Source organism: Pseudescherichia sp. (assembly GCF_031987975.1).
Classification (GTDB): Bacteria; Pseudomonadota; Gammaproteobacteria; order Enterobacterales; family Enterobacteriaceae; genus Pseudescherichia.
In genome coordinates this window covers 117,178-141,683 of sequence record NZ_DALZYX010000008.1, presented here as the reverse complement: position 1 = coordinate 141,683, position 24,506 = coordinate 117,178, and the positions used below count along the sequence as shown (strand labels likewise).

Genomic DNA, 24,506 nt, shown 5'->3' with positions numbered 1-24,506 from the left:
ACTCCTTTACGAATGGGGCAGGTCACCGCCTTCGCCCCAGTATTTCTGCTTACTGGTTTTGCCAATGCCGGGATTCATGCTGTTGGTGGGATCGAGCTGGCGATAGTTGCGCTTCAGGCTCTCCGCCGCCTCATACAGATGCCCGACGTTATGTTCAGCCGGATACTGCGCGCCACGCTCCTGCAGCAGCGACAGCATCTGCGCTTTTAGCTCATGGACATCCACGCCTTTTTTGACGATGTAGTCCTGATGGAAAACGTGACAGAAAAAGTGGCCATAGTAAAGCTTATGCGTCAGTTTGCTGGCGATCGCCTCTGGCAGCGTCTCAAACCACTCGGTATCGTTGCGTCGCAGGGCGATATCGAGGGCCAGGATCTCCTCTACCTCATCGGCATGCACGGCCTGGTAGCGAATAGCCGCCCCCGCCGCCGCGAAGCGATGTAGAAAGGCTTTGTTGCCCTCCTCGGTGGTACAGGCGAAGAAGCCGCCCTCGGCCTCGGTGAAGTAATCTTTCAGCCAGCTCTGCGCTTCGGCAATGCCGTCTCCAGCCATTTTCAGCAGCAGGTGATGCTCATACTTATTGCGCCAGCTTTTCATCCGCGGCGGCAGATGACCGGGAAAAACGCTGCCGACACGCTGCATCAGGCGATCGGTAAAGTGGGGCTTAAACAGCGTGACCTTCTCCAGCATGGCATCGGCGCGCCCTTTCAGGGTAAAGAGCATCGGCATCTTGTCAGTGCCGAGCTTGTCGATCATCAGGAAGGTATCTTTGCCGTAGCGCTCAGCGATATCGTAGATATCCCGATGCATATACTCTGCCGCCACCGGCAGGTTATCAAAGTTGGCCAGCATATGGCGGCGGATCTCCGTCAGCACCTCTGGCTGGTTAGTGCCGATATAGAACACCTGCTGGCGCTTGGCGGCGGGAAAGGTATCCAGACGCACGGCGAAAACCGCCAGCTTGCCTGCGCATCCGGAGGACTCAAACAACCGATCCGGATCGGCATTGTAGCGCGCGGGGGTATCAGCTTCGATATCGCGCACCCGCTGCACGTAGTCGCTATCATGCGCATGGCGGCCATCGTGGCGCACATCGGCGTCGGTTATGCGTCGGTCATCAAGCTTGCTGAGGATCTGCTCCGGCGTTTCGCCCAGGTCAATGCCTAGGTGGTTCACCAGCCGTAGCTGCCCCTGCTCGTCAATGCGGGCAAAGAGCGACATCTCGGTGTAGGCCGGGCCGCGCTGCACCAGCGAGCCGCCGGAGTTATTACACACTCCGCCAATCACCGACGCCCCGATGCACGACGAGCCAATTACCGAGTGTGGCTCCCGGCCCAGCGGCTTCAGCGCCTTCTCCAGCGAATAGAGCGTTGCACCAGGCCATGCCAGCACCTGCTTGCCCTCATCAATCAGCTGAAGCTGGTCAAGGCGCAGGGTACTGATAATCACGATATCGCGATCGTAGTCGTTGCCGCTCGGCGTCGAGCCTTCGGTGAGGCCGGTATTCGCCGCCTGCATTAAGATGATCTTATCGTTACGCACGCAGAGGTTGAGCACGTGCCAGAGCTGCAGCAGCGTTTCAGGGAACACCACCGCCAGCGCCTTGCCCTCGCCGGAGCGGAAGCCTTTACGGTAGCGGGCGGTTTTAGCCGGATCGGTAAGCAGCTGCGCATGCCCTACCAGCCGGGCAAGTTCGCTAAGAAAGAGGTTGTTATTTTGTAGGGAGACAGCAGACATTTTCCACTCCTTGTGGCAGGGCCAGAATCATCTGATAAAGCATAGCGCGGGAAAATCTATCCGGACGGACTAATCGTCAGAAAAATAAGAGAATAACCCTGCAAGGCGCGCTACGATTATGGCACACTGCGTTTTTTCGCACGGTCAGGCCGCTGAGTCGGCTGTTAACACAAGAGAGTGAACGACATGAAATGGCTATGTTCAGTAGGTGTCGCCGTAGGGCTGGCGCTGCAACCCGCACTGGCAGAGGATACGTCCGGTAACCATCCCCTGACGCCGCAGGCCCGGGATGCCTACGTCACGGATTTGCTCAAAAAAATGACGGTTGACGAAAAAATTGGTCAGCTGCGCCTGATAAGCGTAGGCCCGGATAACCCGAAAGAGGCGATCCGCGACATGATCAAGGCCAGCCAGGTAGGGGCGATTTTTAATACCGTTACCCGCCAGGATATTCGTGCGATGCAGGATCAGGCGATGCAGCTTAGCCGCCTGAAGATCCCGCTCTTCTTCGCCTATGACGTGGTACACGGTCAGCGTACCGTTTTTCCTATCAGCTTAGGCCTGGCCTCCTCTTTTAATCTTGATGCGGTAAAAACCGTGGGCCGCATTTCCGCCTGGGAAGCGGCGGACGACGGTCTGAACATGACCTGGGCGCCGATGGTAGACGTGACGCGCGATCCGCGCTGGGGCCGTGGCTCTGAGGGCTTCGGGGAGGATACCTACCTCACCGCGATGATGGGCAAAACCATGGTCGAAGCGATGCAGGGCAAAAGCCCGGCGGATCGTTACTCGGTCATGACCAGCGTCAAACACTTTGCTGCCTACGGTGCCGTGGAGGGCGGGAAGGAGTACAACACCGTGGACATGAGCCTGCAGCGCCTGTTCAACGACTATATGCCGCCCTATAAAGCGGCTCTTGATGCCGGCAGCGGCGGGGTAATGATCGCCCTTAACTCCCTCAACGGTACCCCGGCTTCCTCAGACTCCTGGCTGCTGAAGGATCTGCTGCGCGGCGACTGGAAATTTAAAGGCATTACCATCTCCGATCACGGGGCGATTAAAGAGCTGATCAAGCACGGTACGGCGGCGGATCCTGAGGACGCGGTGCGCGTAGCGATCAAGTCCGGCGTCGATATGAGCATGGCCGATGAGTACTACAGCAAATACCTGCCGGGACTGATCAAGAGCGGTAAGGTGACCATGGCCGAGCTGGACGATGCTACCCGCCACGTGCTGAACGTTAAATATGATATGGGGCTGTTTAACGATCCCTATAGCCACCTTGGTCCGAAAGAGAGCGATCCGCAGGATACCAACGCCGAGAGCCGGCTGCACCGTAAAGAGGCCCGTGAGGTGGCACGCGAAAGTATGGTGCTGCTGAAGAACCGCCTCGAGACGCTGCCGCTGAAAAAATCCGCCACCGTTGCCGTGGTCGGTCCGCTGGCCGACAGCAAGCGTGACGTAATGGGCAGCTGGTCTGCGGCCGGGGTCACTGAACAGTCAGTCACCGTTCTCACCGGGATCAAAAATGCCGTTGGCAGCGAAGGAAAAGTGATCTTCGCCAAAGGCGCGAACGTCACCAACGACAAAGATATTGTTGAGTTCCTCAACCAGTACGAGCCGGCAATCCAGGTTGACGAGCGCACGCCGCAGGCGATGATTGACGAAGCGGTTAAGGCGGCGAATCAGTCCGACGTGGTGGTTGCGGTGGTCGGCGAGTCTCAGGGAATGGCGCACGAAGCGTCCAGCCGGACTGACATCACTATTCCTCAGAGCCAGCAGGATCTGATTACCGCTCTGAAAGCCACCGGCAAGCCGCTGGTGCTGGTGCTGATGAATGGCCGTCCGCTGGCGATGGTGAAGCAGGATCAGCAGGCGGACGCCATTCTGGAAACCTGGTTCGCCGGTACCGAAGGCGGCAATGCCGTGGCCGATGTGCTGTTTGGCGACTACAATCCGTCCGGCAAGCTGCCGATCTCCTTCCCGCGCTCGGTAGGGCAGATCCCGGTTTACTACAGCCACCTGAATACCGGTCGTCCGTACAATGCCGAACACCCGAACAAGTATACCTCGCGCTACTTTGACGAGGCTAACGGCCCGCTCTATCCTTTTGGCTACGGCCTGAGCTATACCACCTTTAGCGTCTCTGACGTGAAGCTCTCGGCACCGACTCTGTCGCGTGACGGTACGGTCACCGCCAGCGTTGACGTGACCAACACCGGCAAGCGGGAAGGGGCCACGGTAATGCAGATGTACATTCAGGACGTGACCGCTTCCCTGAGCCGTCCGGTGAAGGAGCTGAAGGGCTTCGATAAGGTTACCCTTAAGCCAGGTGAGACCCAGACCGTCAGCTTCCCGATCGATATTAACGCGTTGAAGTTCTGGAATCAGAAGATGAAGTACGACGCCGAACCAGGCAAGTTTAACGTCTTTATCGGTACCGACTCCGCCCGCGTGAAACAGGCGCAGTTCGAATTGCAATAATCAGAATAGCAATAACCAAAAGGGTCAGTTTACTGGCCCTTCGTTTTATGAGAAGAGTAATAGCGACCCGCAATTTCAACAATAATGAGGAAAGTGCAATGGCAATGATTAAAGGAAGTCTCGGCTCACTGGTACTGATGGCAGCCGTGAGCCTGCCTGCGCTGGCGGCTGAGCCGGTCAAAGTCGGCTCGAAGATTGATACGGAAGGGGCGCTGCTCGGGAATATTATCCTCCAGGTGCTGGAGAGCCATGGCGTAAAAACCGTCAATAAGGTTCAGCTGGGGACCACGCCGGTGGTGCGCGGAGCGATCACCTCCGGCGAGCTGGACATCTACCCTGAATATACCGGCAACGGTGCGTTCTTCTTTAAGGACGAGAACGATGCGGCGTGGAAAAACGCTCAGCAGGGCTACGAGAAGGTGAAAAAGCTCGATTTTGAGCAGAACAAGCTGGTGTGGCTGACCCCGGCCCCGGCTAACAATACCTGGACCATAGCCGTACGTAAGGATCTGGCGGAGAAGAACACGCTCACCTCGCTGGCCGATCTCAGCGGCTATCTGAAAAAGGGCGGCGACTTTAAGCTGGCGGCATCGGCAGAGTTTATCGAGCGCGCTGATGCCCTGCCAGCGTTTGAGAAAGCCTACGACTTCAAGCTGGATCAGAAGCAGCTTCTCTCCCTCGCCGGGGGCGATACGGCGGTAACGATTAAAGCGGCGGCCCAACAGACGTCCGGCGTGAACGCAGCGATGGCCTACGGTACCGATGGCCCGGTTGCAGCGCTGGGCCTGCAAACCCTGAGCGATCCGAAAGGCGTCCAGCCGATCTACGCCCCGACGCCGGTGGTGCGCGAGGCGGTGCTGAAGGCGTATCCGCAGATGGAGGCGTGGCTGAAGCCGGTCTTTGCCAGCCTGGATGAGAAAACGCTCCAGCAGCTCAATGCCAGTATCGCCGTTGAAGGGCTGGATGCTAAAAAAGTCGCCGCCGACTACCTGAAACAGAAAGGGCTGGTGAAGTAACCCGCCCGACAGGACAGGAACGTGTCTATACGCTGTCATAACCGCGTCGTGCTGCTGCTGGTGGCGCTTGCCCTGGCGGCAGCCATGCTGCCTTTTGTTAACTACGCGCCAAACCGGCTGGTGTCCGGCGAGAGCCGGGCGCTGTGGCAGATCTGGCCGCACTCGCCCGCGCTGTGGCTTCCCGTACCGCTGCTCTTTCTTGTGCTCTGTTTTCTCCCCCGCCGCTGGCCGCTGGCGGCGACGCTGGTGCTGGCGGAGCTGTGCTTCATTGCGCTGGTGTGGGGAGCGGGTAAAGCGGCCACCGATCTGGCCCAGTCTGGCAGCGCGCTGGCACGCACCTCTATCGGCAGCGGCCTCTGGCTGTGGATGGCCCTTGCGCTGCTTGTCTGTAGCGATGCTATCCGCCGTCTTACCGCCAATCCCCTCTGGCGCTGGCTGTTACAGGCTCAGATCTGGCTGGTGCCGCTGCTGCTCCTGCACTTAGGGGCCTTGAATCATCTCTCGCTGATGAAAGAGTACGCCAACCGCCAGGACGTGTTTAACAACGCCCTGGCCCAGCACCTGGTTCTGCTGCTGGGGACGCTGGTCCCGGCGCTGCTGCTGGGCGGCGCGCTGGGGCTGTGGTGCTATCGCCATCCTGCGCGTCAGGCGCCGGTGTTTACCGTGCTCAACATTATCCAGACCGTGCCCTCCGTGGCGCTGTTTGGTCTGCTGATCGCCCCCCTGGCCGGACTGGTTGAGCACTTTCCCGCTCTTGGCCGCATCGGCATCGCCGGAACGGGCCTGACGCCCGCGTTGATCGCCCTTGTGCTCTACGCGCTGTTGCCGCTGGTGCGCGGGGTAGTGGCGGGCCTGAACCAGGTTCCCCGGGAGGTGCTGGAGAGCGCCGCCGGGATGGGAATGAGCGCGCGTCAGCGCTTTTTCCAGGTACGCCTGCCGCTGGCTCTGCCGGTGCTGTTGCGCAGCCTGCGGGTAGTAACGGTGCAGACGGTGGGCATGGCGGTAATTGCCGCCCTGATTGGCGCAGGTGGCTTCGGGGCGCTGGTCTTCCAGGGGCTGCTGAGCAGCGCGCTGGATCTGGTCCTGCTGGGGGTGATCCCAACCATCGCGCTGGCGGTGGTCGTCGACGCGCTTTTTGGCTTATGGATAGCGCTGCTGAAGGTAAAACAGCCATGATCGAATTCACGCAGGTTAGCAAAACGTTCAACGGGCAGAGCGCGGTCAGCGATCTCAATCTGCACTTCAAAACCGGGGCTTTTTCGGTACTCATCGGCACCTCAGGTTCGGGAAAATCCACCACCCTCAAGATGATCAACCGTCTGGTGGAGCACGACGCGGGCACTATCCGCTTTGCCGGAGAGGAGATCCGCAGCTTGCCCCTGCTGGCGTTGCGGCGACGCATGGGGTACGCCATTCAGTCCATCGGACTCTTTCCCCACTGGACGGTGGCGCAGAACATCGCCACCGTACCGCAGCTGCTGAAGTGGCCCAGGGCAAAAATCGACGCCCGCATTGACGAGCTGATGGCCCTGCTGGGGCTGGATCCGCAGCTGCGCGGGCGCTATCCGCATCAGCTCTCGGGAGGGCAGCAGCAGCGCGTCGGGGTGGCGCGAGCCCTGGCGGCCGATCCGGAGGTGCTGCTGATGGACGAGCCTTTTGGCGCGCTGGATCCGGTGACCCGCGGCGCGCTCCAGCAGGAGATGAAGCGTATCCACCGTCTGCTGGGACGCACCATTGTGCTGGTGACCCACGATATCGACGAGGCGTTGCAGCTGGCGGATAATCTGGTGCTGATGGATGAGGGCAGGGTAGTGCAGCAGGGGACGCCGCTGGAGATGCTCACCCGGCCCGCCAATGAGTTTGTTCGTACCTTTTTTGGCCGCAGCGAGCTGGGGGTGCGTCTGCTCTCCCTGCGCAGCGTGGGTGACTACGTCCGCCCAGGCGAACAGGTCGCCGGGGAGCCGCTCGATGCCGCCATGACCCTGCGTGATGCGCTTTCTGCGTTTGTTGCCCGGCGCTGTGAGGTGCTGCCGGTAGCTAACGCTGAGGGAGTGCCCTGCGGCGCGGTCCATTTCCAGGATCTGCTGCGTGCGGAGGCCAGCCGTGAAAGCCATTCGTGATCCGCTTCTGTGGCTTATCGCGCTGTTTGTCGCCCTGCTGCTGGCGCTGCCCTACAGCGGCAGCCTGTTTAGCGCACTCTTTCCCGAGCTTTCCCGGCCGCTCTACCAGCAGGAGAGCTTTATCTCCCTGACGCTGGCCCACTTCTGGCTAGTGGGCGTCTCCAGCGCGATAGCGGTCGTGCTTGGTATCGGGGCGGGCATCGCCGTCACCCGTCCAGCGGGGCTGGAGTTTCGCTCGCTGGTGGAGACGATTGCCGCCGTAGGGCAGACCTTTCCACCGGTGGCGGTGCTGGCGATTGCCGTGCCGGTGATGGGCTTCGGCAAAGAGCCAGCTATCATTGCCCTTACTCTTTACGGCGTGCTACCGGTGTTGCAGGGGACACTGGCGGGCATGGCTGCGCTTCCCGGTGGGGTGGTTAGCGTGGCGGAAGGAATGGGGCTGAGCGGATGGCAGCGCCTGATCAAGGTTGAGCTACCGCTGGCCGCACCGGTGATTTTGGCCGGCGTGCGGACGTCGGTGATCGTTAACATTGGCACGGCGGCGATTGCTTCAACGGTAGGGGCAAATACGCTGGGGACGCCGATTATTATCGGCCTGAGCGGGTTTAATACCGCCTACGTTCTACAGGGCGCGCTGCTGGTGGCGCTGGCGGCAATTATTGTCGATCGCTGCTTTGAACGGCTGGCGCGCCGTCTTAGCCAGCATGCAAAATAAAGGTGTAGCCCGCTAGCATCACGCCGCCGATGCCGCCCACGGCCATAAGAAAGAAAAGGGTAATGATGGAAATTTTGGCTGCGTTCATGGTGTGCTCCTTATTTAGGCGAATAAGTATAACGTGAAGCGCAGCTGTTAATAAAACATTAAATGCCGAGCGGATAGATGGCATGCCCGGCCGCCTGCCACGCCGCCAGCTGTTGACGCTGGGCCGTAGAGGGGGCGTCGCCGCACCACACCATCATAGTCTGGCCCTCAAACAGATCCGGACGCAGCTGGTTTAACGAGTTGGCCAGCACCTCCACGCGCCATCCCTGCTCGCTCACCCGCCACCCTTCCAGCCATAGCCGGGTAGTATCGTGAATGTTCCAGCCCACCACCAGCGCATCCTTATTGTGCTTCTTTCGGGCTGAAGCCAGGGAGGCCGAGATGTGGTTGATCAGAATGCCGTCAAGCAGGCTGAGCATTGCCAGCAGGGTCGGTTGCTGACAGCGCAGACGGCGGCGAAGGGGAATAAGCAGGTGGAGGGTAAGCGTTTCTGCAGGATAGTCACGCGTTCGCTCCTTGAGCCACTGGCGCAGGCGAGGAATATTGCCGTTCTGCAGTAGCTGGAGCAGCACCTCCTGTTGATCGCGCCAGCCGCTCGAGCCGTCCAGCGACTCATTAAGCAGCAGGGCCTGAACTTTACTCACCGGTACGCCGGTGTCGATCCAGCGTTTTATCTCCCGGATGCGATCGATATCCGCATCGTTAAATAGCCGATGTCCGCCATCCGTGCGCTGCGGCTTCAACAGTCCGTAACGCCGCTGCCAGGCGCGCAGCGTAACGGGATTGATATCACAGAGCAAAGCCACTTCACCTATCGTGTAAAGCGCCATGATCCCACCTTTGCCAGGATATTCCATTTGTCCGGAGGTCAATATCTAGCGTAGCAGAGGAGATTGACCGTCTTATTCTCTTCGTAACAATTTCGTCAAATCAGCGGTCCGATTTTGTGATAGTGAGCACGATTTGCCGATTTATTGCAATGCTTAAAAGAAAGTTACACTCACTCACTGTATGTTACGCGTTTTTACCGTGATGGACGCACAGTTATGTATGAATTTAACCTGGTTTTGCTGCTGCTACAGCAGATGTGCGTTTTTCTGGTTATCGCCTGGCTAATGAGTAAAACCCGGCTCTTTATCCCGCTGATGCAGGTTACCGTCCGGCTACCCCACAAGCTGCTGTGCTATGTCACTTTCTCGATCTTTTGCATTTTGGGAACCTACTTTGGCCTGCATATTGAAGACTCTATCGCCAATACCCGGGCGATAGGTGCAGTCATGGGTGGCCTGCTGGGCGGCCCGCTGGTGGGTGGCCTGGTGGGATTCACCGGCGGTCTGCACCGCTACTCAATGGGCGGCATGACCGCCCTGAGCTGCATGATCTCCACTATGGTGGAGGGGCTGCTCGGCGGGCTGGTGCACAGCATGCTGATCAAACGTGGCCGCACCGACTATGTCTTCAACCCTCTGACGGCAGGGGCGATCACCCTGGTGGCGGAGCTGGTGCAGATGCTGATTATTCTGCTCATCGCCCGGCCCTTTGCTGACGCCCTGCATCTGGTGGGCAGTATTGCCGCGCCGATGATGGTCACCAATACCGTGGGGGCGGCATTGTTTATGCGCATTCTGCTGGACAAGCGCGCCATGTTCGAAAAGTACACCTCGGCCTTCTCCGCCACCGCCTTAAAGGTGGCAGCCTCCACGGAGGGGATTTTGCGCCAGGGGTTTAACGAAGAGAACAGTATGAAGGTGGCCCAGGTGCTTTATCAGGAGATGGATATCGGCGCGGTAGCGATCACCGATCGGGAAAAGCTGCTGGCCTTCAAGGGGATTGGTGACGATCACCATCTGCCGGGCCGCCCCATCTCATCGGCCTGGACCAAAAAAACGCTGGAGACCGGCGAGGTGGTTTATGCTGATGGCAACGAGGTGCCGTACCGCTGCTCATTGCATCCTCAGTGCAAGCTCGGCTCAACGCTAGTGATCCCGCTGCGCGGGGAAAATCAGCGGGTGATGGGCACCATCAAGCTCTACGAAGCCAAGAACCGTCTGTTTAGCTCCATCAACCGTACGCTAGGGGAGGGGATCGCTCAGCTGCTGTCAGCGCAGATCCTTGCCGGGCAGTATGAGCGGCAGAAGGCACTGCTAACCCAGTCGGAGATCAAACTGCTCCATGCCCAGGTGAATCCACACTTTCTGTTTAACGCCCTTAATACCCTGAAGGCGGTGATCCGCCGCGACAGCGATCAGGCAGGCCAGCTGGTACAGTATCTCTCGACCTTTTTCCGTAAAAACCTCAAGCGTCCGTCGGAGGTGGTCACCCTGGCGGATGAGATTGAGCATGTGAACGCCTATCTGCAAATTGAGAAGGCGCGTTTTCAGGCCAATTTGCAGGTAACGCTGTTCGTGCCCGATGCGCTGGCCCATCAGCAGCTCCCGGCCTTCACTCTACAGCCAATCGTGGAAAACGCCATTAAGCACGGTACCTCGCAGCTGCTGGGGGTTGGGATGATTACGATACAGGCCAGCCAGCAGGAAAATTATCTGGTGCTGGATATCGAAGATAACGCAGGACTCTACCAGCCAAAAGCCGACGCCAGCGGGCTGGGTATGAGCCTTGTAGACAAGCGCCTGCGGGCGCGGTTTGGTGATACCTGCGGCATTACAGTGCAGTGCGAGCCGGACAGTTTTACCCGTATTACCCTGCGACTGCCCCTGGAGGAGAACGCATGCTAAAAGTGTTGATTGTCGATGACGAGCCGCTGGCGCGGGAGAACCTGCGCGTGCTGCTTGAGGATGAGAGCGACATTGAGATCGTCGGTGAGTGCGCCAACGCGATAGAGGCGCTGGGGGCGGTGCATAAGCTGCGCCCGGACGTGCTATTTCTCGATATCCAGATGCCGCGCATCAGCGGTCTGGAGATGGTTGGCATGCTCGATCCAGACCAGCGTCCCTGGGTGGTATTTCTCACCGCCTTTGACGAGTATGCGGTGAAGGCGTTTGAAGAGCATGCCTTTGACTATCTGCTCAAGCCTATTGAGGCACCGCGGCTGGCAAAGACACTCCAGCGCCTGCGCCAGGAGCGCGGCGTACAGGACATCTCCTTGCTGCCGGAGAACCAGCAGGCGCTGAAGTTCATTCCCTGTACCGGCCATAGCCGCATCTGGCTTCTGCAAATGGATGACGTAGCGTTTGTCAGCAGCCGGATGAGCGGCGTCTACGTCACCAGCCACGAAGGCAAAGAGGGCTTTACCGAGCTGACGCTACGCACCCTGGAGCAACGGACGCCGCTGATACGCTGCCATCGTCAGTATCTGGTGAATATGGCCCATCTGCAGGAGATCCGCCTTGAGGATAACGGTCAGGCGGAACTGCTGCTGCGGGACGGTCACACCGTACCGGTCAGCCGCCGCTACCTGAAAAATTTAAAAGAGGCGCTGGGGTTGTAAACTTCAGTGGTACACTGTGCGTTTGCGAAAATCACCGCTGAAGAGACTATGCTGAACAATGATATTTTACGTAGCCTGCGCTACACCCTGAAAGCCAACAACACCGAGCTGCAACGGATCTTTACCCTTGGCGGCGCAGAGGCCAGCGAGCAGCAAATTGCCGCCTGGCTGCGTAAAGAGGAGGAGGCAGGTTTTCAGGCCTGTCCGGACATCGTCATGTCAACCTTTCTCAACGGGCTGATCTACGCTCGCCGGGGCAAAGACGAAACAGCTCCGGAGCTGAAAGCCGAGCGCAAGCTAAATAATAATATCGTGCTGAAAAAGCTGCGTATCGCCTTTGCGTTAAAAACCGACGATATTCTGGCTATTCTGACCGAGCAGCAGTTCCGTGTGTCGATGCCAGAAATTACCGCCATGATGCGGGCACCCGATCATAAGAATTATCGTGAGTGTGGGGATCAGTTCTTCCGTTATTTCCTGCGGGGTCTGGCCGTGCGTCTGCACGCGGCTAAATAAGATATGACTGGCCCGGCAGCTGGCGCTGCCGGGCATTAAGCAGGTTATTTCACCTCTTTAAAACCACGGGACTCCAGCAGCTCCTCTGATTTCTTCATGCTGATACCCTCTTTGATTTCACCGGTAAACGCCGTGCCCTGCACTTTCTGCAGCGCATCGCGATCGACCTTCGTGTAATCAACGGTTAAGGTCTCGGTGGCGTAGGTATCCTGATAGTCCAGACTCTCATCCACGCCTTTAATCTCTTTATACTGCTCGCTGATTGGTCCCAGACGCTGCATGGCCGCCTCTTTATTTGGGATCCCCAGCGCATCATAGTGCAGGGTATTTTTCGCCGTCTGGCGCAGCACCACATCGTTTTTATAGTAGTAGGTCAGCTCAACGTTGGTTTTACCGTCTGACCAGGTGAAGGTTTTACTCTCTTCTTTGTCGCCGCAGCCGCTCAAGGTAATTACCAGCAGTGCAGTAAACGCCGTAGCAATGATTTTTTTTACGATATTCATACTTTTCCCTTATTTAAAATAACCCTGTCCCTAAAATCATAGCGCAATAAAAAAAGGGTGCTCTGTTTAGAGCACCCTTTGCGGATTATTTAACCTGTTGTCCCGGCTGTGCACCGCTGTCCGGGCTAAGCAGGAAGATATCCTTCCCGCCAGGACCGGCAGCCATCACCATGCCTTCGGAAATACCAAAGCGCATCTTACGCGGCGCCAGGTTGGCGACCATTACCGTCAGGCGGCCCACCAGCGCGGCCGGATCCGGATAGGCAGAGCGAATGCCGGAAAAGACGTTACGCTTCTCGCCGCCGAGATCGAGGGTCAGACGCAGCAGCTTGTCGGAGCCGTCAACGAACTCGGCGTTCTCGATCAGCGCCACGCGCATATCGACTTTCGCGAAATCGTCAAAGCTGATGGTCTCCTGAATCGGATCGTCCGCCAGCGGGCCGGTAACCGGGGCAGCGGCGGCTTTCACTTCCTCTTTTGAGGCCTCGACCAGGGCTTCAACCTGCTTCATCTCGATGCGGTTGTAGAGCGCCTTGAAGGTATTCACCTTGTGGCCCAGCAGCGGCTGCTGGATAGCATCCCAGCTCAGCTCGGTGTTCAGGAACGCTTCGGCGCGCGCAGACAGCTGCGGCAGCACCGGCTTCAGCCAGGTCATCAGCACGCGGAACAGGTTAAGCCCCATGGTGCAGATAGCCTGCAGATCGGCATCGCGGCCCTCCTGCTTGGCCACCACCCACGGTGCCTGCTCGTCAACGTAGCGGTTAGCCACGTCGGCCAGGGCCATGATCTCACGCACCGCTTTACCAAACTCGCGGCTCTCCCACGCTTCGCCAATGCTGGCAGCCGCATCGGTGAAGGTTTTATACAGCGCCGGATCCGCCAGCTCGGCCGCCAGCACGCCGTCAAAGCGCTTGGCAATAAAGCCCGCGTTACGGGAGGCGAGGTTCACCACCTTGTTGACGATGTCGGCATTCACGCGCTGAACGAAATCTTCCAGGTTCAGGTCGATATCATCGATGCGCGAAGAGAGCTTGGCGGTGTAGTAGTAGCGCAGGCTGTCGGCATCGAAGTGGTTCAGCCAGGTGCTGGCCTTAATGAAGGTGCCGCGCGATTTGGACATTTTCGCGCCGTTTACCGTTACGTAGCCATGAACGAACAGGTTGGTCGGCTTGCGGAAGCTGCTGCCTTCCAGCATTGCTGGCCAGAACAGGCTGTGGAAGTAGACAATATCCTTGCCGATGAAGTGATACAGCTCGGCGCTGGAGTCTTTCTTCCAGTATTCGTCGAAGCTTACGGTGTCGCCGCGCTTGTCGCACAGGTTCTTGAAGGAGCCCATGTAGCCGATCGGCGCATCCAGCCAGACGTAGAAGTATTTGCCCGGCGCGTTCGGGATTTCAAAGCCGAAGTAGGGCGCATCGCGGGAGATATCCCACTGCTGCAGGCCGGATTCAAACCACTCCTGCATTTTGTTAGCAACCTGCTCCTGCAGCGCGCCGGAGCGGGTCCACGCCTGCAGCATTTCGCTGAACGACGGCAGATCAAAGAAGAAGTGCTCGGAGTCACGCATTTCCGGCGTCGCGCCGGAAACCACGGATTTCGGCTCGATCAGCTCGGTCGGGCTGTAGGTTGCCCCGCAGACTTCGCAGTTATCGCCATACTGATCCGGTGACTTACATTTCGGGCAGGTGCCTTTCACAAAACGGTCCGGCAGGAACATGCCTTTCTCTGGATCGTAGAGCTGAGAGATAGTGCGGTTCTTGATAAAACCGTTCTCTTTCAGGCGACCGTAGATCAGCTCGGACAGCTCGCGGTTCTCCTCGCTGTGCGTGGAGTGGTAGTTGTCATAGCTGATATCAAAGCCAGCAAAATCGGTCTGGTGCTCCTGGCTCATCTCACCGATCATCTGCTCCGGGGTGATGCCCAGCTGCTGAGCTTTCAGCATGATTGGCGTACCGTGGGCGTCGTCGGCGCAGATGAAGTTGACCTCGTGGCCGCGCATTCGCTGGTAACGGACCCAGACATCAGCCTGGATGTGCTCCAGCATATGGCCGAGGTGGATTGAGCCGTTTGCGTACGGCAGCGCGCACGTTACCAGAATTTTTTTCGCGACTTGAGTCATAGTGAGCATTACGTCTTCTGTAAAAAAAGGGGTTTTGATATTACCAAATGGGGCACTATTAAGTAAGCACAAACCTTTTTCTTTCAGGTAAACTTGCTACACGAGCTTTTCACCTACAAGAACAGAGGAGTCGGGATGAACTCTCAATCCCAGGCCAAATCACCGGAAGCCCTGCGAGCAATGGTTGCCGGAACGCTGGCGAATTTTCAGCACCCCACCCTGAAGCATAATCTCACCGCGCTTAAAGCTGTGCACCACGTTGCCTGGCTGGATGATACCGTGCACATTGAACTGCTGATGCCGTTCGCCTGGCGCAGCGCGTTTGAGGAGCTGAAGGAGCAGTGCAGCGCCGAGCTGCTGCGCATCACCGGCGCAAAAGCCATCGACTGGAAGCTGTCCCATACCATCGCCACGCTGAAGCGTGTAAAAAATCAGCCGGGCATCAACGGCGTGAAGAACATTATTGCCGTTAGCTCCGGCAAGGGTGGGGTAGGGAAGTCTTCTACTGCCGTCAACCTGGCGCTGGCGCTGGCCGCCGAAGGAGCGAAGGTCGGTATTCTGGATGCCGATATCTACGGCCCGTCAATCCCGGCAATGCTGGGGACCGAGGGCAATCGTCCTACTTCCCCGGACGGCACCCATATGGCACCGATCATGGCCCACGGCCTCGCAACCAACTCTATCGGCTATCTGGTTACCGACGATAACGCCATGGTGTGGCGTGGCCCGATGGCCAGCAAGGCGCTGTTGCAGCTCCTGCAGGAGTCAATGTGGCCGGACCTCGACTACCTGGTGCTGGATATGCCGCCGGGCACCGGGGATATTCAGCTGACCCTGGCGCAAAACATCCCGGTGACCGGGGCGCTGGTGGTGACCACGCCGCAGGACATTGCGCTGATCGACGCCAAAAAAGGCATCGTGATGTTTGAGAAGGTGGAGGTCCCGGTGCTGGGCATCGTTGAGAACATGAGCATGCACATTTGCAGCAACTGCGGCCACCACGAAGCCATCTTCGGCGCCGGTGGCGCAGAGAAGCTGGCGCAGCAGTACCATACAGAACTGCTTGGGCAGATGCCGCTGCATATTACCCTGCGTGAGGATCTCGATAACGGTACGCCGACGGTGATCCACCGTCCGGATAGCGAATTTACTGCGCTCTACCGTAAACTTGCCGGGCGCGTAGCCGCTCAGCTCTACTGGCAGGGCGACGTGATCCCGTCCGAGATCGCCTTCCGCGCGGTGTAAGCGGGGTCGAATTTGCATTTTGTAGGCCGGGTCAGGCGAAGCCGCCACCCGGCGTTACTTAAAGCAATTTGTAGTGCAGTAAAAAGTAATCCCCTTCCGGCGCTTCGCCTCGCGCCTCGATATGCCAGCCGTGATGGCGATAAAACGCCAGCGCGGCTTTGTTCTCAGCAAGACACTTCAGCGACCCCGAACTGGTAAAATTCGACTGCACCTTCTTCAGCAGCGCGCTGCCCACGCCCTGGCCCTGATACGCCGGGTCAACAAACAGGTTGTGGACGAAGTTATCGTTCAGCGTGACCGAGGCGAAGCCCAGACGGTGTCCATCTTCTTCGGCAACCCAGATGCGCTCCCCGAGGGTAGCAGCATCAAAATCTTCCAGCTGCCAGTCACGGCCATCTTTCCAGGTCCAGCAGGTGCGGCGGGCATGCAGGTAGAGCGTGCGTAGGAAAGGGCGATCGCTCTCCTGCCAGGGACGAATAATCATCGGTGGTAGAAAATCTCGCCGTCATAGACTTTGAGGATCTTACCTTCGGGTTCGGTGATCAGCACGTAGTTGCCGCCCATATAGGTCCAGCGGCTGCCGGCATCCGGCGCGGGCAGGTTGCGCTGCTGCCACGCTTTGATGTTGTATTCGTCGGTGAGGTACATCGGCGGAACGGTGTCGCCGATTTTGAATTTGGTAAAGTCAGCAACAAATTCCTGCAGTTCATATTTTGATATGCCCGTGGCAGCAGCAGTCTGTGGCGCTGCGAAAGCGGCGCTTGCTGATACCAGCAGCGCACCAAGAAGCATCAGTTTAGTCTTACCCATGGTCTCTCCATATTTTGCCGGGCGGGCTGTTTTCATCTGGCCCTTTCGTATTACGTGCGCGCTATCATCGCTGCGATTTCTCTCTGAAAGCAATAGCAAAAGCTGTCATGCCCGCGCGTGCCTTAGAAAAAAAGTGTAAGCAAATGCCGGAGAAAGCAGAAGCAGCGGATCGCTAAAATAGCCATCCGCTGGCGGGGGAAATATCTTTTGGGAAAAATCCTGGCGTTAAAAGCCTTCCAGCACAATCTTGCCAACCGCCCGTCGGGACTCCAGCAGACGATGAGCCTTACGCAGATTGTCGGCGTTAATTGTACCAAAGTGTTCGCCCAGGGTGGTCTGGATCACGCCGCTGTCGATAAGCGAGGCCACGCGGGTCAGCAGACGGTGCTGCTCAATAATGTCCTCGGTTTCGAACATCGAGCGGGTAAACATAAACTCCCAGTGCAGAGAGATGCTCTTTGCCTTCAGCGGACGCGCGTCCAGCGTCTCCGGATCGTCAATCAGCGCCAGCTTACCCTGCGGGATTAGCGCCTCAATCAGCTGCTGATAGTGCTCATCGGTACTGTTCAGGCTGGCAACGTGGGTAACATGCTGAATACCGATTCGGGCCAGCTCTTCACTGAGCGGTTTGCTGTGATCGATAACGTGGTGCGCCCCGAGATCGGTCACCCACTTCTGGCTTGCCGGGCGTGAAGCCGTGCCGATCACCGTCATTTTGGTGAGCTTACGGGCAAGCTGGGTCATGATTGAACCGACGCCGCCCGCCGCACCGACGATCAGCAACACGTCGCCTTCGTTACCGTTTTCGCTCACGCCCAGGCGATCGAATAACATCTCCCAGGCGGTGATAGCCGTTAGCGGCAGCGCGGCGGCAGAGGCGTTATCCAGGGAAGTGGGCTTCAGGGCTACGATGCGCTCATCCACCAGCTGATATTCGCTATTGCTGCCCGGACGGGTCAGCGCCCCGGCGTACCACACGGTGTCGCCTGGCTTAAACAGGGTGACCGCGTCACCCACTTCGGCGACAACCCCTACTGCATCCCAGCCGAGAATACGCGGCTTATCGGCGTTAAAGCCCGCACGAACTTTGGTATCGACCGGATTAACGGAGATGGCTTTAACCTGTACCAGCAGGTCGTGGCCTTGCGCGACCGGTTTTTCAATCTCAATCTCCTGCAGGGCATCAACGTTGCCGTCGGCCTGCGCCGCTGCGGTAATAGCAATAGCTTTCATAAATACTCCATAGCATGAGTGGCTTCAGATGAATGAGTTTAGGGTAACCAGCGCGGGGCGCGGGAAACAGCGGCTTAAAACAGCAGCACTTATCCTCCAGGAGTGAAAATAGCCTGCGAATACGCTATTGTTGAGCCTTACTCATAAATAGTGAGACGGTATTGATGCTCAAAGATAATTTTAACGATCTCTACTATCTGACCGTGGTGGCGCAGGAGCGGAGCTTTACCCGGGCGGCGGCAAAGCTTGGCGTATCTCAGTCTGCCCTGAGTCATGCTATTAAGGGCTTGGAGGAGCGCCTTGAGATCCGCCTGTTAACGCGCACTACCCGCAGCGTTGCCCCAACCGAGGCGGGGGAGAGGCTCATTAACACCATCGCACCCCGCTTTAGCGAGATCGAGAGCGAGCTAACTTCGCTGACCGAGATGCGCGATCGCGTTGCCGGTAATATTCGTATCAACCTTGGCGAGCACGCCCTGCAATCTACAGTCTGGCCGGCGCTGAAGCCTTTTCTCAACGCCTATCCTGACATCAACGTAGAGCTGACTACCGATAATAGCCTGACGGATATCGTCAGCGGCCGCTTTGATGCCGGCGTAAGGCTGGGGGAGCAGGTCGCGAAGGATATGGTGGCGATAAGGATCGGGCCGGACTGGCGGATGCTGGTGGTCGGCTCCCCGGACTACTTTGCCCGTCATGGCAGACCAGACACGCCGCACGATCTTCAGCATCACCGCTGCATCAATATCCGTCTGCCGACCCTGGGCGGGCTTTACGCCTGGGAGTTCTCCCGCAATGGACAGGATTTACGGGTACGGGTCGAGGGGCAACTGACGTTTAATCATCTGCCTGCCCGTATTGATGCAGCGATCTCCGGCATGGGGCTGGCCTTTGTGCCAGAGGATACGGTCGCGGATGCGCTTGCCGAGGGGAAACTGGAGGCGGTGCTGGAGCCATGGTGCGAACCGTTTCAGGGGTATTACCTTTATTATCCTAGCCGTAAGCAACACACCCAGGCCTTTGCACGGCTTATCGAGGCGCTGAGGTATAAGGGGTAGGGGGTGGCTGGCAAGATGTATGGCAAAAGGCACTCTTAAGCTCCGGTAGTTATTAACTTAAGCAGTAAGAGAAATACACTTATCTTAACGGCGTTCTTTTCAATCAAGCAAGTTGCACTTTAGCATTCTTATCTGTTAATCGATTAAATTTTGTTACCATTAATTTATTGATATTCTTTTCGGAAGGAATAGGCTTCCATGAAAATCCTATAAATGTTAGTGCCGATATTGAAATTAATGTTTTATTAGAAATATTAAATGAGGGAAAAGGATGGCAATTCCAGTTTATTTATGGCCAAAGGATGATAGGGGCAACCTTGTTAAAGGTAAACCAAGTTGAACCTTTATGATGGATATAAAGAATCCCCGCTACGAGAAACACAACCATCTTGAGGCTTTCTACCTGGCCTATGAAAAGATTACGTGGCACTACCTGGACGGGAATATTATTCATTCCGACTCATGGAACAGCATGGAGGTCACATAATGCCGTGGGTATATAAAGTTAGGGCACACGCATTCTACCTAAATGGTACTTATAAATTTGATGCTGAATACTCAGGCAGGCCGGGATACTGGAATGATTCTGCAAATGAGTGTGTAAGTGGTAAAGGTCCTTTGCCAAGAGGTACTTACTCTATTGGGCCTGCTTTCTATCATCATAAAACACGGGCCATGACAATGCGTTTGACCCCCCCTTTATCGAGAATCAAATGTGTGGAAGGGATGGATTTATGATACATGACAATAGTGGGAAGCACCCACGAGATGCTTCTGATGGGTGCATTATCTTAGATATTCGGTATCGTAAAGAAATTAATGATAGTTCAGATAAGATTCTAGTGGTTGAAGATTAATATGAAATATACTCTGTTAATATTAATCCTGTTGAGTAATGCTTGTTTTGCTGTCCGTATGGAAGGTTTTGGGGCAAGGTACTATGATGAGGATACAGAGAATTACTCAGATGAACATGATACAAATAAGTCTCTGATACCTGATGTTATTATAGGGGGGAATAGTTATGTAATGGAGTCTAGTACGCTGGATGATATTGCTAAACATACTGGCATTACTGTAAATAAAGATGATCAAGCATCCTGGATTTGTCTAAAAAGTGAAGGTATCAATTATTGGTTTATATCGGATAATGAAATGGGTCAGGGGAATCTTACTGCGATAGGTATCGCAGCGGGGAATTCAAGCTGTAAAGCATTTAAGGATAGGTTGGAGGTGTCCATTAATGATGTGCCATTATTAAATGCGTCTAAAGAAAAAGTATCTTCTTATTTTTCTAACAAGCCAAAAAAAGATATTGTTATGTATTGTAATGATACAAAGGTCTCGGGTGATTACATACGGGGGAACTGTGTTCAGTATTATCTTAAAGGAGCGGTAATTCAAGGGATTTTTATAAGCCAGATCACAACGAGTTAATGATCTTAATAAACAATTGCATGAGAAAAGGAAGATGGGAGAGAACATTTTCTCCACGAGTATCCTGACATAAATGTCGAGCCGACCACCGGTAATAGCCTGACGGGCATCGTCAGCGGCCGCTAAAACTGCTAACAATACGCATGCTGGTCGAATCTGCAAAAGCAGGCGAATGGTTGAACGATTAAAATTTGTCTTGCTATCAATATTTTTGTGTAAAGGGAAGTACAGTATGAAGAAGCGACAACCCCGAAAGCACGCTTGCATCAACAAGCCACTTCCCCTAATCTGGCAAAAAGTTCAAAGATGTAATCAACATGACTCGGGGTGCCCTTCTTTGTGAAGGCTGAGAAATACCCGTACCACCTGATCTGGATAATGCCAGCGTAGGGAAGTCAGATGCCTGCCGGCGTCCCTTCTTCGCGCCGGGCAGGAGCTAACTATGCAACCTGACCTGCTGAGCCACGCGCATATCGCGTCTGTTTTACAGCAATTCCGTATCTGTTCCCCGCTTGTTCACTGCATGACCAATGATGTTGTGCAGACCTTTACCGCTAACGTTCTGCTGGCCCTCGGCGCTTCCCCGGCTATGGTGATTGAGCACGAAGAGGCCGCTCAGTTCAGCGCTATCGCCGATGCACTGCTGATTAACGTCGGTACGCTCACCGCCGATCGCGCCGATGCCATGCGCGCAGCGATCCACAGCGCTAATGAAGCGGGCAAGCCCTGGACCCTCGATCCGGTGGCCGTTGGCGCGCTCGATTTTCGCACCCGCTTCTGCCGGGAGATCCTCTCTCTCCGTCCGGCGGCAATTCGCGGTAATGCCTCTGAGATCATGGCCCTTGCGGGCGTGAGCGCGGGCGGGCGCGGGGTGGATACCACTGACTCAGCCAGCGCGGCGCTTCCGGCGGCCGGGCAACTGGCACGGGAAACCGGAGCCGTGGTCGCAGTAACGGGAGAGGTGGACTACATCACCGATGGCAGCCGCACGCTGAAGGTCATCGGCGGTGCGCAGATAATGACCCGTGTTGTGGGCACCGGCTGCGCGCTGTCGGCGGTCGTGGCGGCAGGCTGTGCGCTGCCCGGCGAGCGGATGGTCAACGTCGCCGCGGCCTGCGGCCTGTTCGCCCAGGCGGGAGGCGAGGCGGCAGCAGCCAGCCATGGTCCCGGATCCTTTGTCGCGGCTTTTCTTGATGCTCTCTATACCCTGGATGGAGGCGCGTCAGCATGAAAAGAGTTAATGCATTGACCATTGCCGGAACCGATCCAAGCGGCGGGGCGGGCATCCAGGCGGATCTGAAAACCTTCTCCGCCCTCGGAGCCTATGGCTGTTCGGTCATTACCGCGCTGGTGGCGCAGAACACCCTCGGCGTGCAGTCGGTTTACCGTATTACGCCGGAGTTTGTCGCCGCACAGCTGGATTCTGTACTCAGCGATGTACGTATCGATACCACTAAGATCGGTATGCTGGCAGATACCGATATCATTGAGGCAGTGGCCGAGCGGCTGGCCTATTATCGGGTAGAGAATATCGTGCTGGATACGGTGATGCTGGCAAAAAGTGGCGATCCGCTTTTAACGCCTTCGGCGGTCGCTACCCTACGTACTCGGCTGCTGCCGCAGGTCTCGCTGATCACGCCTAACCTGCCGGAGGCGGCGGCACTACTGGATGCCGATCACGCCCGCAATGAGCAGGATATGCATGAGCAGGGAAGGGCGCTGCTGGCCCTCGGCTGTGAAGCGGTGCTGATGAAGGGCGGCCATCTGACCGACGGGGAAAGCCCGGACTGGCTCTTTACTCAAGAGGGAGCAACGCGCTTCACCGCCCCGCGCATCGCCACTAAAAACACCCACGGCACCGGCTGTACGCTCTCGGCGGCGCTGGCGGCGCTGCGCCCGCGTCACGCTAACTGGGCCGATACCCTGGCCGAAGCCAAAGCCTGGCTAACTAACGCTCTGGCGCAGGCGGACTCGCTGGAGGTAGGGAAGGGCATCGGTCCCGTGCACCATTTCCACGCCTGGTGGTAAAAGCTGACACATAAATAACCCTTCCGGCTTACGGAAGGGGATTTAATATTTACTGTAATTAACTATTCTCAGATATTGTCACAGGCTCTCGGAAGCATCAACGCGTAATAAGGGGCTGATGATATGAAACTACACGCTTTACTATTACCGTTGGTCGCTCTCTTACTGAGCGCCTGCGCGAGCGAAGGGCCATCCCCCTATACGGGCCACATTGGCACTAAGCACTATGAAAACTATATCTGCTTAACGGCGGCTGAGAATGGAGAGATAGAGGCGTACAACCTCACCTCATCTAAAGATAACTTCAAGTCCACCTATTCCCCTGTAGGAGAGGAACCTATTCGTGTCCATGCTCCGGGCGTCTGCTTTTTAGCACGCTTTGATAAGGGCTATATCTACTCATTTAATTATCAAGTGGAAGGCGACTGGTATCACTTTCGCTTTTTCAGCGATGAAAATGGCAGGATAACCGTTTTAAAAGCGTCTTAAAGAAGCCGTTTAGAGATAAATTTTCATTAATTCAAAAGTACCAAAATTCCCTGCACGCTGGAAAAATCCGCCCCCCGGTACCAGGCTTACTCTGCCTGCAAACTCAGGGCAGGACTAACCACGTTCGCCTGCGGGCGAACCTTACGGGAGCCTCATCATGACTGATATTACGCAGCTGCTTGGCAAAGATGCCGACAGCCTGTTGCAGCATCGTTGTATGACCATTCCAGCCGACCAGCTCTACCTGCCAGGACACGACTATGTCGATCGCGTGATGGTCGATAATAACCGTCCCCCCGCCGTACTGCGTAACATGCAAACCCTCTACAATACCGGCCGTCTGGCAGGAACCGGCTACCTGTCGATTCTGCCAGTTGACCAGGGCGTGGAGCACTCGGCGGGCGCGTCGTTCGCCGCTAACCCGCAATATTTTGATCCGAAAAACATCGTTGAGCTGGCCATTGAAGCGGGCTGTAACTGCGTGGCCTCAACCTATGGCGTGCTGGCTTCGGTATCGCGTCGCTACGCGCACCGCATTCCGTTCCTTGTGAAGCTTAACCATAACGAGACCTTGAGCTACCCCAATACCTTTGACCAGACGCTCTACGCCAGCGTAGAGCAGGCGTTTAATATGGGGGCGGTTGCCGTGGGGGCGACAATCTATTTTGGCTCCGAGCAGTCGCGCCGCCAGATCGAAGAGATCTCCAGCGCCTTTGAGCGCGCTCATGAGCTGGGAATGGTAACCGTGCTATGGGCCTATCTGCGCAACGCCGATTTTAAAAAGGATGGCGTGGACTATCACGTCTCTGCTGACCTGACCGGGCAGGCTAACCACCTGGCGGCAACTATCGGGGCGGATATCGTTAAGCAGAAGATGGCGGAAAATAACGGCGGCTATAACGCGGTCAAGTATGGTTATACCGACGAGCGCGTCTATAGCAAACTCACCACCGATAATCCTATCGACCTGGTGCGCTACCAGCTGGCTAACTGCTACATGGGCCGGGCGGGGCTGATCAACTCCGGCGGCGCATCGGGAGGCGAGGCTGACCTCACCGAAGCGGTGCGTACCGCAGTAATCAACAAGCGCGCGGGCGGCATGGGGCTGATCCTTGGCCGGAAAGCGTTTAAGAAAACGATGGCCGACGGTGTGAAACTGATAAATGCCGTGCAGGATGTCTACCTGGACAATAAAGTGACCATCGCGTAGTTAGTTACAACATACTAATAACAGGTTAGTAGGCCCGGTAAGCGTAGCGCCACCGGGCGTGAATGTGCTACAGCTGCAATGCCGGGCGGCGCTGATGCCGACCCGGCCTACAGAACGAAACACCATTTCAATTCGCAGTTAACTCCCTCCCGATCTGCATCACATTTCCCCTCTCTTTTGTGAAAAGTGTCACTCAGCCCTGTGCTATTGCCCAAAAATCACCTGCTGCTTAGCGGAAATTGTCTGAGGCATCGGCTAAAAAATCTGCATACATTTACACCTGAAACAGC

The 24,506-nt window shown here is 56.6% G+C and carries 23 protein-coding genes, 2 pseudogenes and 1 riboswitch; of the genes and pseudogenes, 17 read left to right on the top strand and 8 right to left on the bottom strand.

The genetic code is table 11. The features are described from left to right. Positions 1-6: 6 nt before the first annotated feature. Positions 7-1,737, bottom strand: coding sequence for a D-lactate dehydrogenase (dld, locus tag RTN40_RS15615; RefSeq protein ID WP_312229265.1), 1,731 nt, complete (start codon positions 1,735-1,737; stop codon positions 7-9). Between the two features lie 186 nt (positions 1,738-1,923). On the opposite strand from dld, the gene bglX reads away from it, so the two are divergent. From bglX to RTN40_RS15590, 5 genes are all read left to right on the top strand, one after another. Beyond that, positions 1,924-4,221 carry a beta-glucosidase BglX gene (bglX, locus tag RTN40_RS15610; RefSeq protein WP_312229264.1) on the top strand — a complete coding sequence of 766 codons (2,298 nt, stop codon included), beginning with the start codon at positions 1,924-1,926 and terminating at the stop codon, positions 4,219-4,221. Between the two features lie 98 nt (positions 4,222-4,319). After that, positions 4,320-5,237 (top strand): ABC transporter substrate-binding protein, encoded by a 918-nt coding sequence (locus RTN40_RS15605; protein ID WP_312229263.1) that lies wholly within the window; start codon positions 4,320-4,322, stop codon positions 5,235-5,237. A 21-nt stretch (positions 5,238-5,258) separates the two neighbouring features. Next, positions 5,259-6,413 (top strand): ABC transporter permease, encoded by a 1,155-nt coding sequence (locus RTN40_RS15600; RefSeq protein ID WP_312229262.1) that lies wholly within the window; start codon positions 5,259-5,261, stop codon positions 6,411-6,413. Then, complete coding sequence (locus RTN40_RS15595) at positions 6,410-7,357, top strand: ABC transporter ATP-binding protein (protein WP_312229261.1); 948 nt, start codon at positions 6,410-6,412, stop codon at positions 7,355-7,357. The genes RTN40_RS15600 and RTN40_RS15595 overlap by 4 nt, the downstream gene beginning before the upstream one ends. Then, entirely contained in the window at positions 7,341-8,072 is a 732-nt protein-coding gene (locus tag RTN40_RS15590; RefSeq protein WP_312229260.1) for an ABC transporter permease, read from the top strand. The genes RTN40_RS15595 and RTN40_RS15590 overlap by 17 nt, the downstream gene beginning before the upstream one ends. Here the strand turns inward: RTN40_RS15590 and RTN40_RS15585 are convergent. After that, a complete protein-coding gene (locus tag RTN40_RS15585) occupies positions 8,053-8,160 on the bottom strand; it encodes a protein YohO (RefSeq protein ID WP_312229259.1) in 108 nt (35 codons plus the stop codon). The two genes, RTN40_RS15590 and RTN40_RS15585, sit on opposite strands and share 20 nt — an antisense overlap. Positions 8,161-8,218: 58 nt before the next feature. Then, positions 8,219-8,950: an HTH-type transcriptional regulator MlrA gene (gene mlrA, locus RTN40_RS15580; protein WP_312229258.1), complete on the bottom strand. Its 732-nt coding sequence runs from the start codon at positions 8,948-8,950 to the stop codon at positions 8,219-8,221. A 216-nt stretch (positions 8,951-9,166) separates the two neighbouring features. On the opposite strand from mlrA, the gene RTN40_RS15575 reads away from it, so the two are divergent. From RTN40_RS15575 to RTN40_RS15565, 3 genes are read left to right on the top strand one after another with little or no spacing between them, the layout of a single operon-like run. Next, positions 9,167-10,855, top strand: a complete 1,689-nt coding sequence (locus RTN40_RS15575) for a sensor histidine kinase (RefSeq protein WP_312229257.1) — start codon at positions 9,167-9,169, stop codon at positions 10,853-10,855. Continuing rightward, positions 10,849-11,568, top strand: a complete 720-nt coding sequence (btsR, locus tag RTN40_RS15570) for a two-component system response regulator BtsR (RefSeq protein ID WP_312229256.1) — start codon at positions 10,849-10,851, stop codon at positions 11,566-11,568. Before RTN40_RS15575 ends, btsR begins: the two co-directional genes overlap by 7 nt. A 48-nt stretch (positions 11,569-11,616) precedes the next feature. Further along, complete coding sequence (locus RTN40_RS15565; RefSeq protein ID WP_312229255.1) at positions 11,617-12,084, top strand: DUF1456 family protein; 468 nt, start codon at positions 11,617-11,619, stop codon at positions 12,082-12,084. A 44-nt stretch (positions 12,085-12,128) separates the two neighbouring features. Here RTN40_RS15565 and RTN40_RS15560 read toward each other — a convergent pair whose 3' ends face one another. Further along, a complete protein-coding gene (locus RTN40_RS15560) occupies positions 12,129-12,587 on the bottom strand; it encodes a YehR family lipoprotein (protein ID WP_312213251.1) in 459 nt (152 codons plus the stop codon). A gap of 85 nt (positions 12,588-12,672) precedes the next feature. Then, on the bottom strand, positions 12,673-14,706 hold the full coding sequence (gene metG, locus RTN40_RS15555) for a methionine--tRNA ligase (protein WP_312229383.1): 2,034 nt from the start codon (positions 14,704-14,706) through the stop codon (positions 12,673-12,675). Between the two features lie 135 nt (positions 14,707-14,841). Here metG and apbC point away from each other — a divergent pair, with 135 nt between their 5' ends. Beyond that, positions 14,842-15,951 (top strand): iron-sulfur cluster carrier protein ApbC, encoded by a 1,110-nt coding sequence (apbC, locus tag RTN40_RS15550; protein WP_312229254.1) that lies wholly within the window; start codon positions 14,842-14,844, stop codon positions 15,949-15,951. A 58-nt stretch (positions 15,952-16,009) separates the two neighbouring features. Here apbC and RTN40_RS15545 read toward each other — a convergent pair whose 3' ends face one another. The 3 genes from RTN40_RS15545 to RTN40_RS15535 all read right to left on the bottom strand — a co-directional run bounded on the left by RTN40_RS15545 (position 16,010) and on the right by RTN40_RS15535 (position 17,994). Then, on the bottom strand, positions 16,010-16,435 hold the full coding sequence (locus tag RTN40_RS15545) for a GNAT family N-acetyltransferase (RefSeq protein ID WP_312229253.1): 426 nt from the start codon (positions 16,433-16,435) through the stop codon (positions 16,010-16,012). Further along, positions 16,432-16,761 carry an RcnB family protein gene (locus RTN40_RS15540; RefSeq protein ID WP_312229252.1) on the bottom strand — a complete coding sequence of 110 codons (330 nt, stop codon included), beginning with the start codon at positions 16,759-16,761 and terminating at the stop codon, positions 16,432-16,434. The genes RTN40_RS15545 and RTN40_RS15540 overlap by 4 nt, the downstream gene beginning before the upstream one ends. A gap of 225 nt (positions 16,762-16,986) precedes the next feature. Beyond that, positions 16,987-17,994 carry a zinc-binding alcohol dehydrogenase family protein gene (locus RTN40_RS15535; RefSeq protein ID WP_312229251.1) on the bottom strand — a complete coding sequence of 336 codons (1,008 nt, stop codon included), beginning with the start codon at positions 17,992-17,994 and terminating at the stop codon, positions 16,987-16,989. Between the two features lie 164 nt (positions 17,995-18,158). Between RTN40_RS15535 and RTN40_RS15530 the strand changes: the two genes are divergently transcribed. The 8 genes and pseudogenes from RTN40_RS15530 (at position 18,159) to fbaB (ending at position 24,216) form a co-directional block, all read left to right on the top strand. Beyond that, entirely contained in the window at positions 18,159-19,052 is an 894-nt protein-coding gene (locus tag RTN40_RS15530) for a LysR family transcriptional regulator (RefSeq protein ID WP_312229250.1), read from the top strand. 346 nt (positions 19,053-19,398) lie between these two features. Next, a pseudogene (locus RTN40_RS15525) lies at positions 19,399-19,539 on the top strand (hypothetical protein); the annotation flags it as partial. 371 nt (positions 19,540-19,910) lie between these two features. Beyond that, positions 19,911-20,489, top strand: a complete 579-nt coding sequence (locus tag RTN40_RS15520) for a hypothetical protein (protein WP_312229249.1) — start codon at positions 19,911-19,913, stop codon at positions 20,487-20,489. Between the two features lie 122 nt (positions 20,490-20,611). Continuing rightward, a pseudogene (locus tag RTN40_RS21025) lies at positions 20,612-20,677 on the top strand (DUF1493 family protein); the annotation flags it as partial. Positions 20,678-20,802: 125 nt separating this feature from the next. Further along, positions 20,803-20,899: riboswitch (TPP riboswitch) on the top strand. Between the two features lie 32 nt (positions 20,900-20,931). Then, on the top strand, positions 20,932-21,720 hold the full coding sequence (gene thiM / locus RTN40_RS15515) for a hydroxyethylthiazole kinase (RefSeq protein ID WP_312229248.1): 789 nt from the start codon (positions 20,932-20,934) through the stop codon (positions 21,718-21,720). Then, positions 21,717-22,517, top strand: a complete 801-nt coding sequence (gene thiD / locus RTN40_RS15510) for a bifunctional hydroxymethylpyrimidine kinase/phosphomethylpyrimidine kinase (protein WP_312229247.1) — start codon at positions 21,717-21,719, stop codon at positions 22,515-22,517. The genes thiM and thiD overlap by 4 nt, the downstream gene beginning before the upstream one ends. Before the next feature lie 123 nt (positions 22,518-22,640). Then, positions 22,641-23,006 (top strand): hypothetical protein, encoded by a 366-nt coding sequence (locus RTN40_RS15505; RefSeq protein WP_312229246.1) that lies wholly within the window; start codon positions 22,641-22,643, stop codon positions 23,004-23,006. A gap of 157 nt (positions 23,007-23,163) precedes the next feature. Next, positions 23,164-24,216 (top strand): class I fructose-bisphosphate aldolase, encoded by a 1,053-nt coding sequence (fbaB, locus tag RTN40_RS15500; protein WP_312229245.1) that lies wholly within the window; start codon positions 23,164-23,166, stop codon positions 24,214-24,216. The last annotated feature ends 290 nt before the right edge of the window (positions 24,217-24,506 follow it).

What these genes read in the sequence shown, in the direction of transcription:
- dld (WP_312229265.1), bottom strand. Translation starts at nt 1,737, where the DNA reads ATGTCTGCTGTCTCCCTACAAAATAACAACCTCTTTCTTAGCGAACTT.
- bglX (WP_312229264.1), top strand. Translation starts at nt 1,924, where the DNA reads ATGAAATGGCTATGTTCAGTAGGTGTCGCCGTAGGGCTGGCGCTGCAA.
- RTN40_RS15605 (WP_312229263.1), top strand. Translation starts at nt 4,320, where the DNA reads ATGGCAATGATTAAAGGAAGTCTCGGCTCACTGGTACTGATGGCAGCC.
- RTN40_RS15595 (WP_312229261.1), top strand. Translation starts at nt 6,410, where the DNA reads ATGATCGAATTCACGCAGGTTAGCAAAACGTTCAACGGGCAGAGCGCG.
- RTN40_RS15585 (WP_312229259.1), bottom strand. Translation starts at nt 8,160, where the DNA reads ATGAACGCAGCCAAAATTTCCATCATTACCCTTTTCTTTCTTATGGCC.
- mlrA (WP_312229258.1), bottom strand. Translation starts at nt 8,950, where the DNA reads ATGGCGCTTTACACGATAGGTGAAGTGGCTTTGCTCTGTGATATCAAT.
- RTN40_RS15575 (WP_312229257.1), top strand. Translation starts at nt 9,167, where the DNA reads ATGTATGAATTTAACCTGGTTTTGCTGCTGCTACAGCAGATGTGCGTT.
- btsR (WP_312229256.1), top strand. Translation starts at nt 10,849, where the DNA reads ATGCTAAAAGTGTTGATTGTCGATGACGAGCCGCTGGCGCGGGAGAAC.
- RTN40_RS15565 (WP_312229255.1), top strand. Translation starts at nt 11,617, where the DNA reads ATGCTGAACAATGATATTTTACGTAGCCTGCGCTACACCCTGAAAGCC.
- RTN40_RS15560 (WP_312213251.1), bottom strand. Translation starts at nt 12,587, where the DNA reads ATGAATATCGTAAAAAAAATCATTGCTACGGCGTTTACTGCACTGCTG.
- metG (WP_312229383.1), bottom strand. Translation starts at nt 14,706, where the DNA reads ATGACTCAAGTCGCGAAAAAAATTCTGGTAACGTGCGCGCTGCCGTAC.
- apbC (WP_312229254.1), top strand. Translation starts at nt 14,842, where the DNA reads ATGAACTCTCAATCCCAGGCCAAATCACCGGAAGCCCTGCGAGCAATG.
- RTN40_RS15545 (WP_312229253.1), bottom strand. Translation starts at nt 16,435, where the DNA reads ATGATTATTCGTCCCTGGCAGGAGAGCGATCGCCCTTTCCTACGCACG.
- RTN40_RS15540 (WP_312229252.1), bottom strand. Translation starts at nt 16,761, where the DNA reads ATGGGTAAGACTAAACTGATGCTTCTTGGTGCGCTGCTGGTATCAGCA.
- RTN40_RS15535 (WP_312229251.1), bottom strand. Translation starts at nt 17,994, where the DNA reads ATGAAAGCTATTGCTATTACCGCAGCGGCGCAGGCCGACGGCAACGTT.
- RTN40_RS15530 (WP_312229250.1), top strand. Translation starts at nt 18,159, where the DNA reads ATGCTCAAAGATAATTTTAACGATCTCTACTATCTGACCGTGGTGGCG.
- RTN40_RS15520 (WP_312229249.1), top strand. Translation starts at nt 19,911, where the DNA reads ATGAAATATACTCTGTTAATATTAATCCTGTTGAGTAATGCTTGTTTT.
- thiM (WP_312229248.1), top strand. Translation starts at nt 20,932, where the DNA reads ATGCAACCTGACCTGCTGAGCCACGCGCATATCGCGTCTGTTTTACAG.
- thiD (WP_312229247.1), top strand. Translation starts at nt 21,717, where the DNA reads ATGAAAAGAGTTAATGCATTGACCATTGCCGGAACCGATCCAAGCGGC.
- RTN40_RS15505 (WP_312229246.1), top strand. Translation starts at nt 22,641, where the DNA reads ATGAAACTACACGCTTTACTATTACCGTTGGTCGCTCTCTTACTGAGC.
- fbaB (WP_312229245.1), top strand. Translation starts at nt 23,164, where the DNA reads ATGACTGATATTACGCAGCTGCTTGGCAAAGATGCCGACAGCCTGTTG.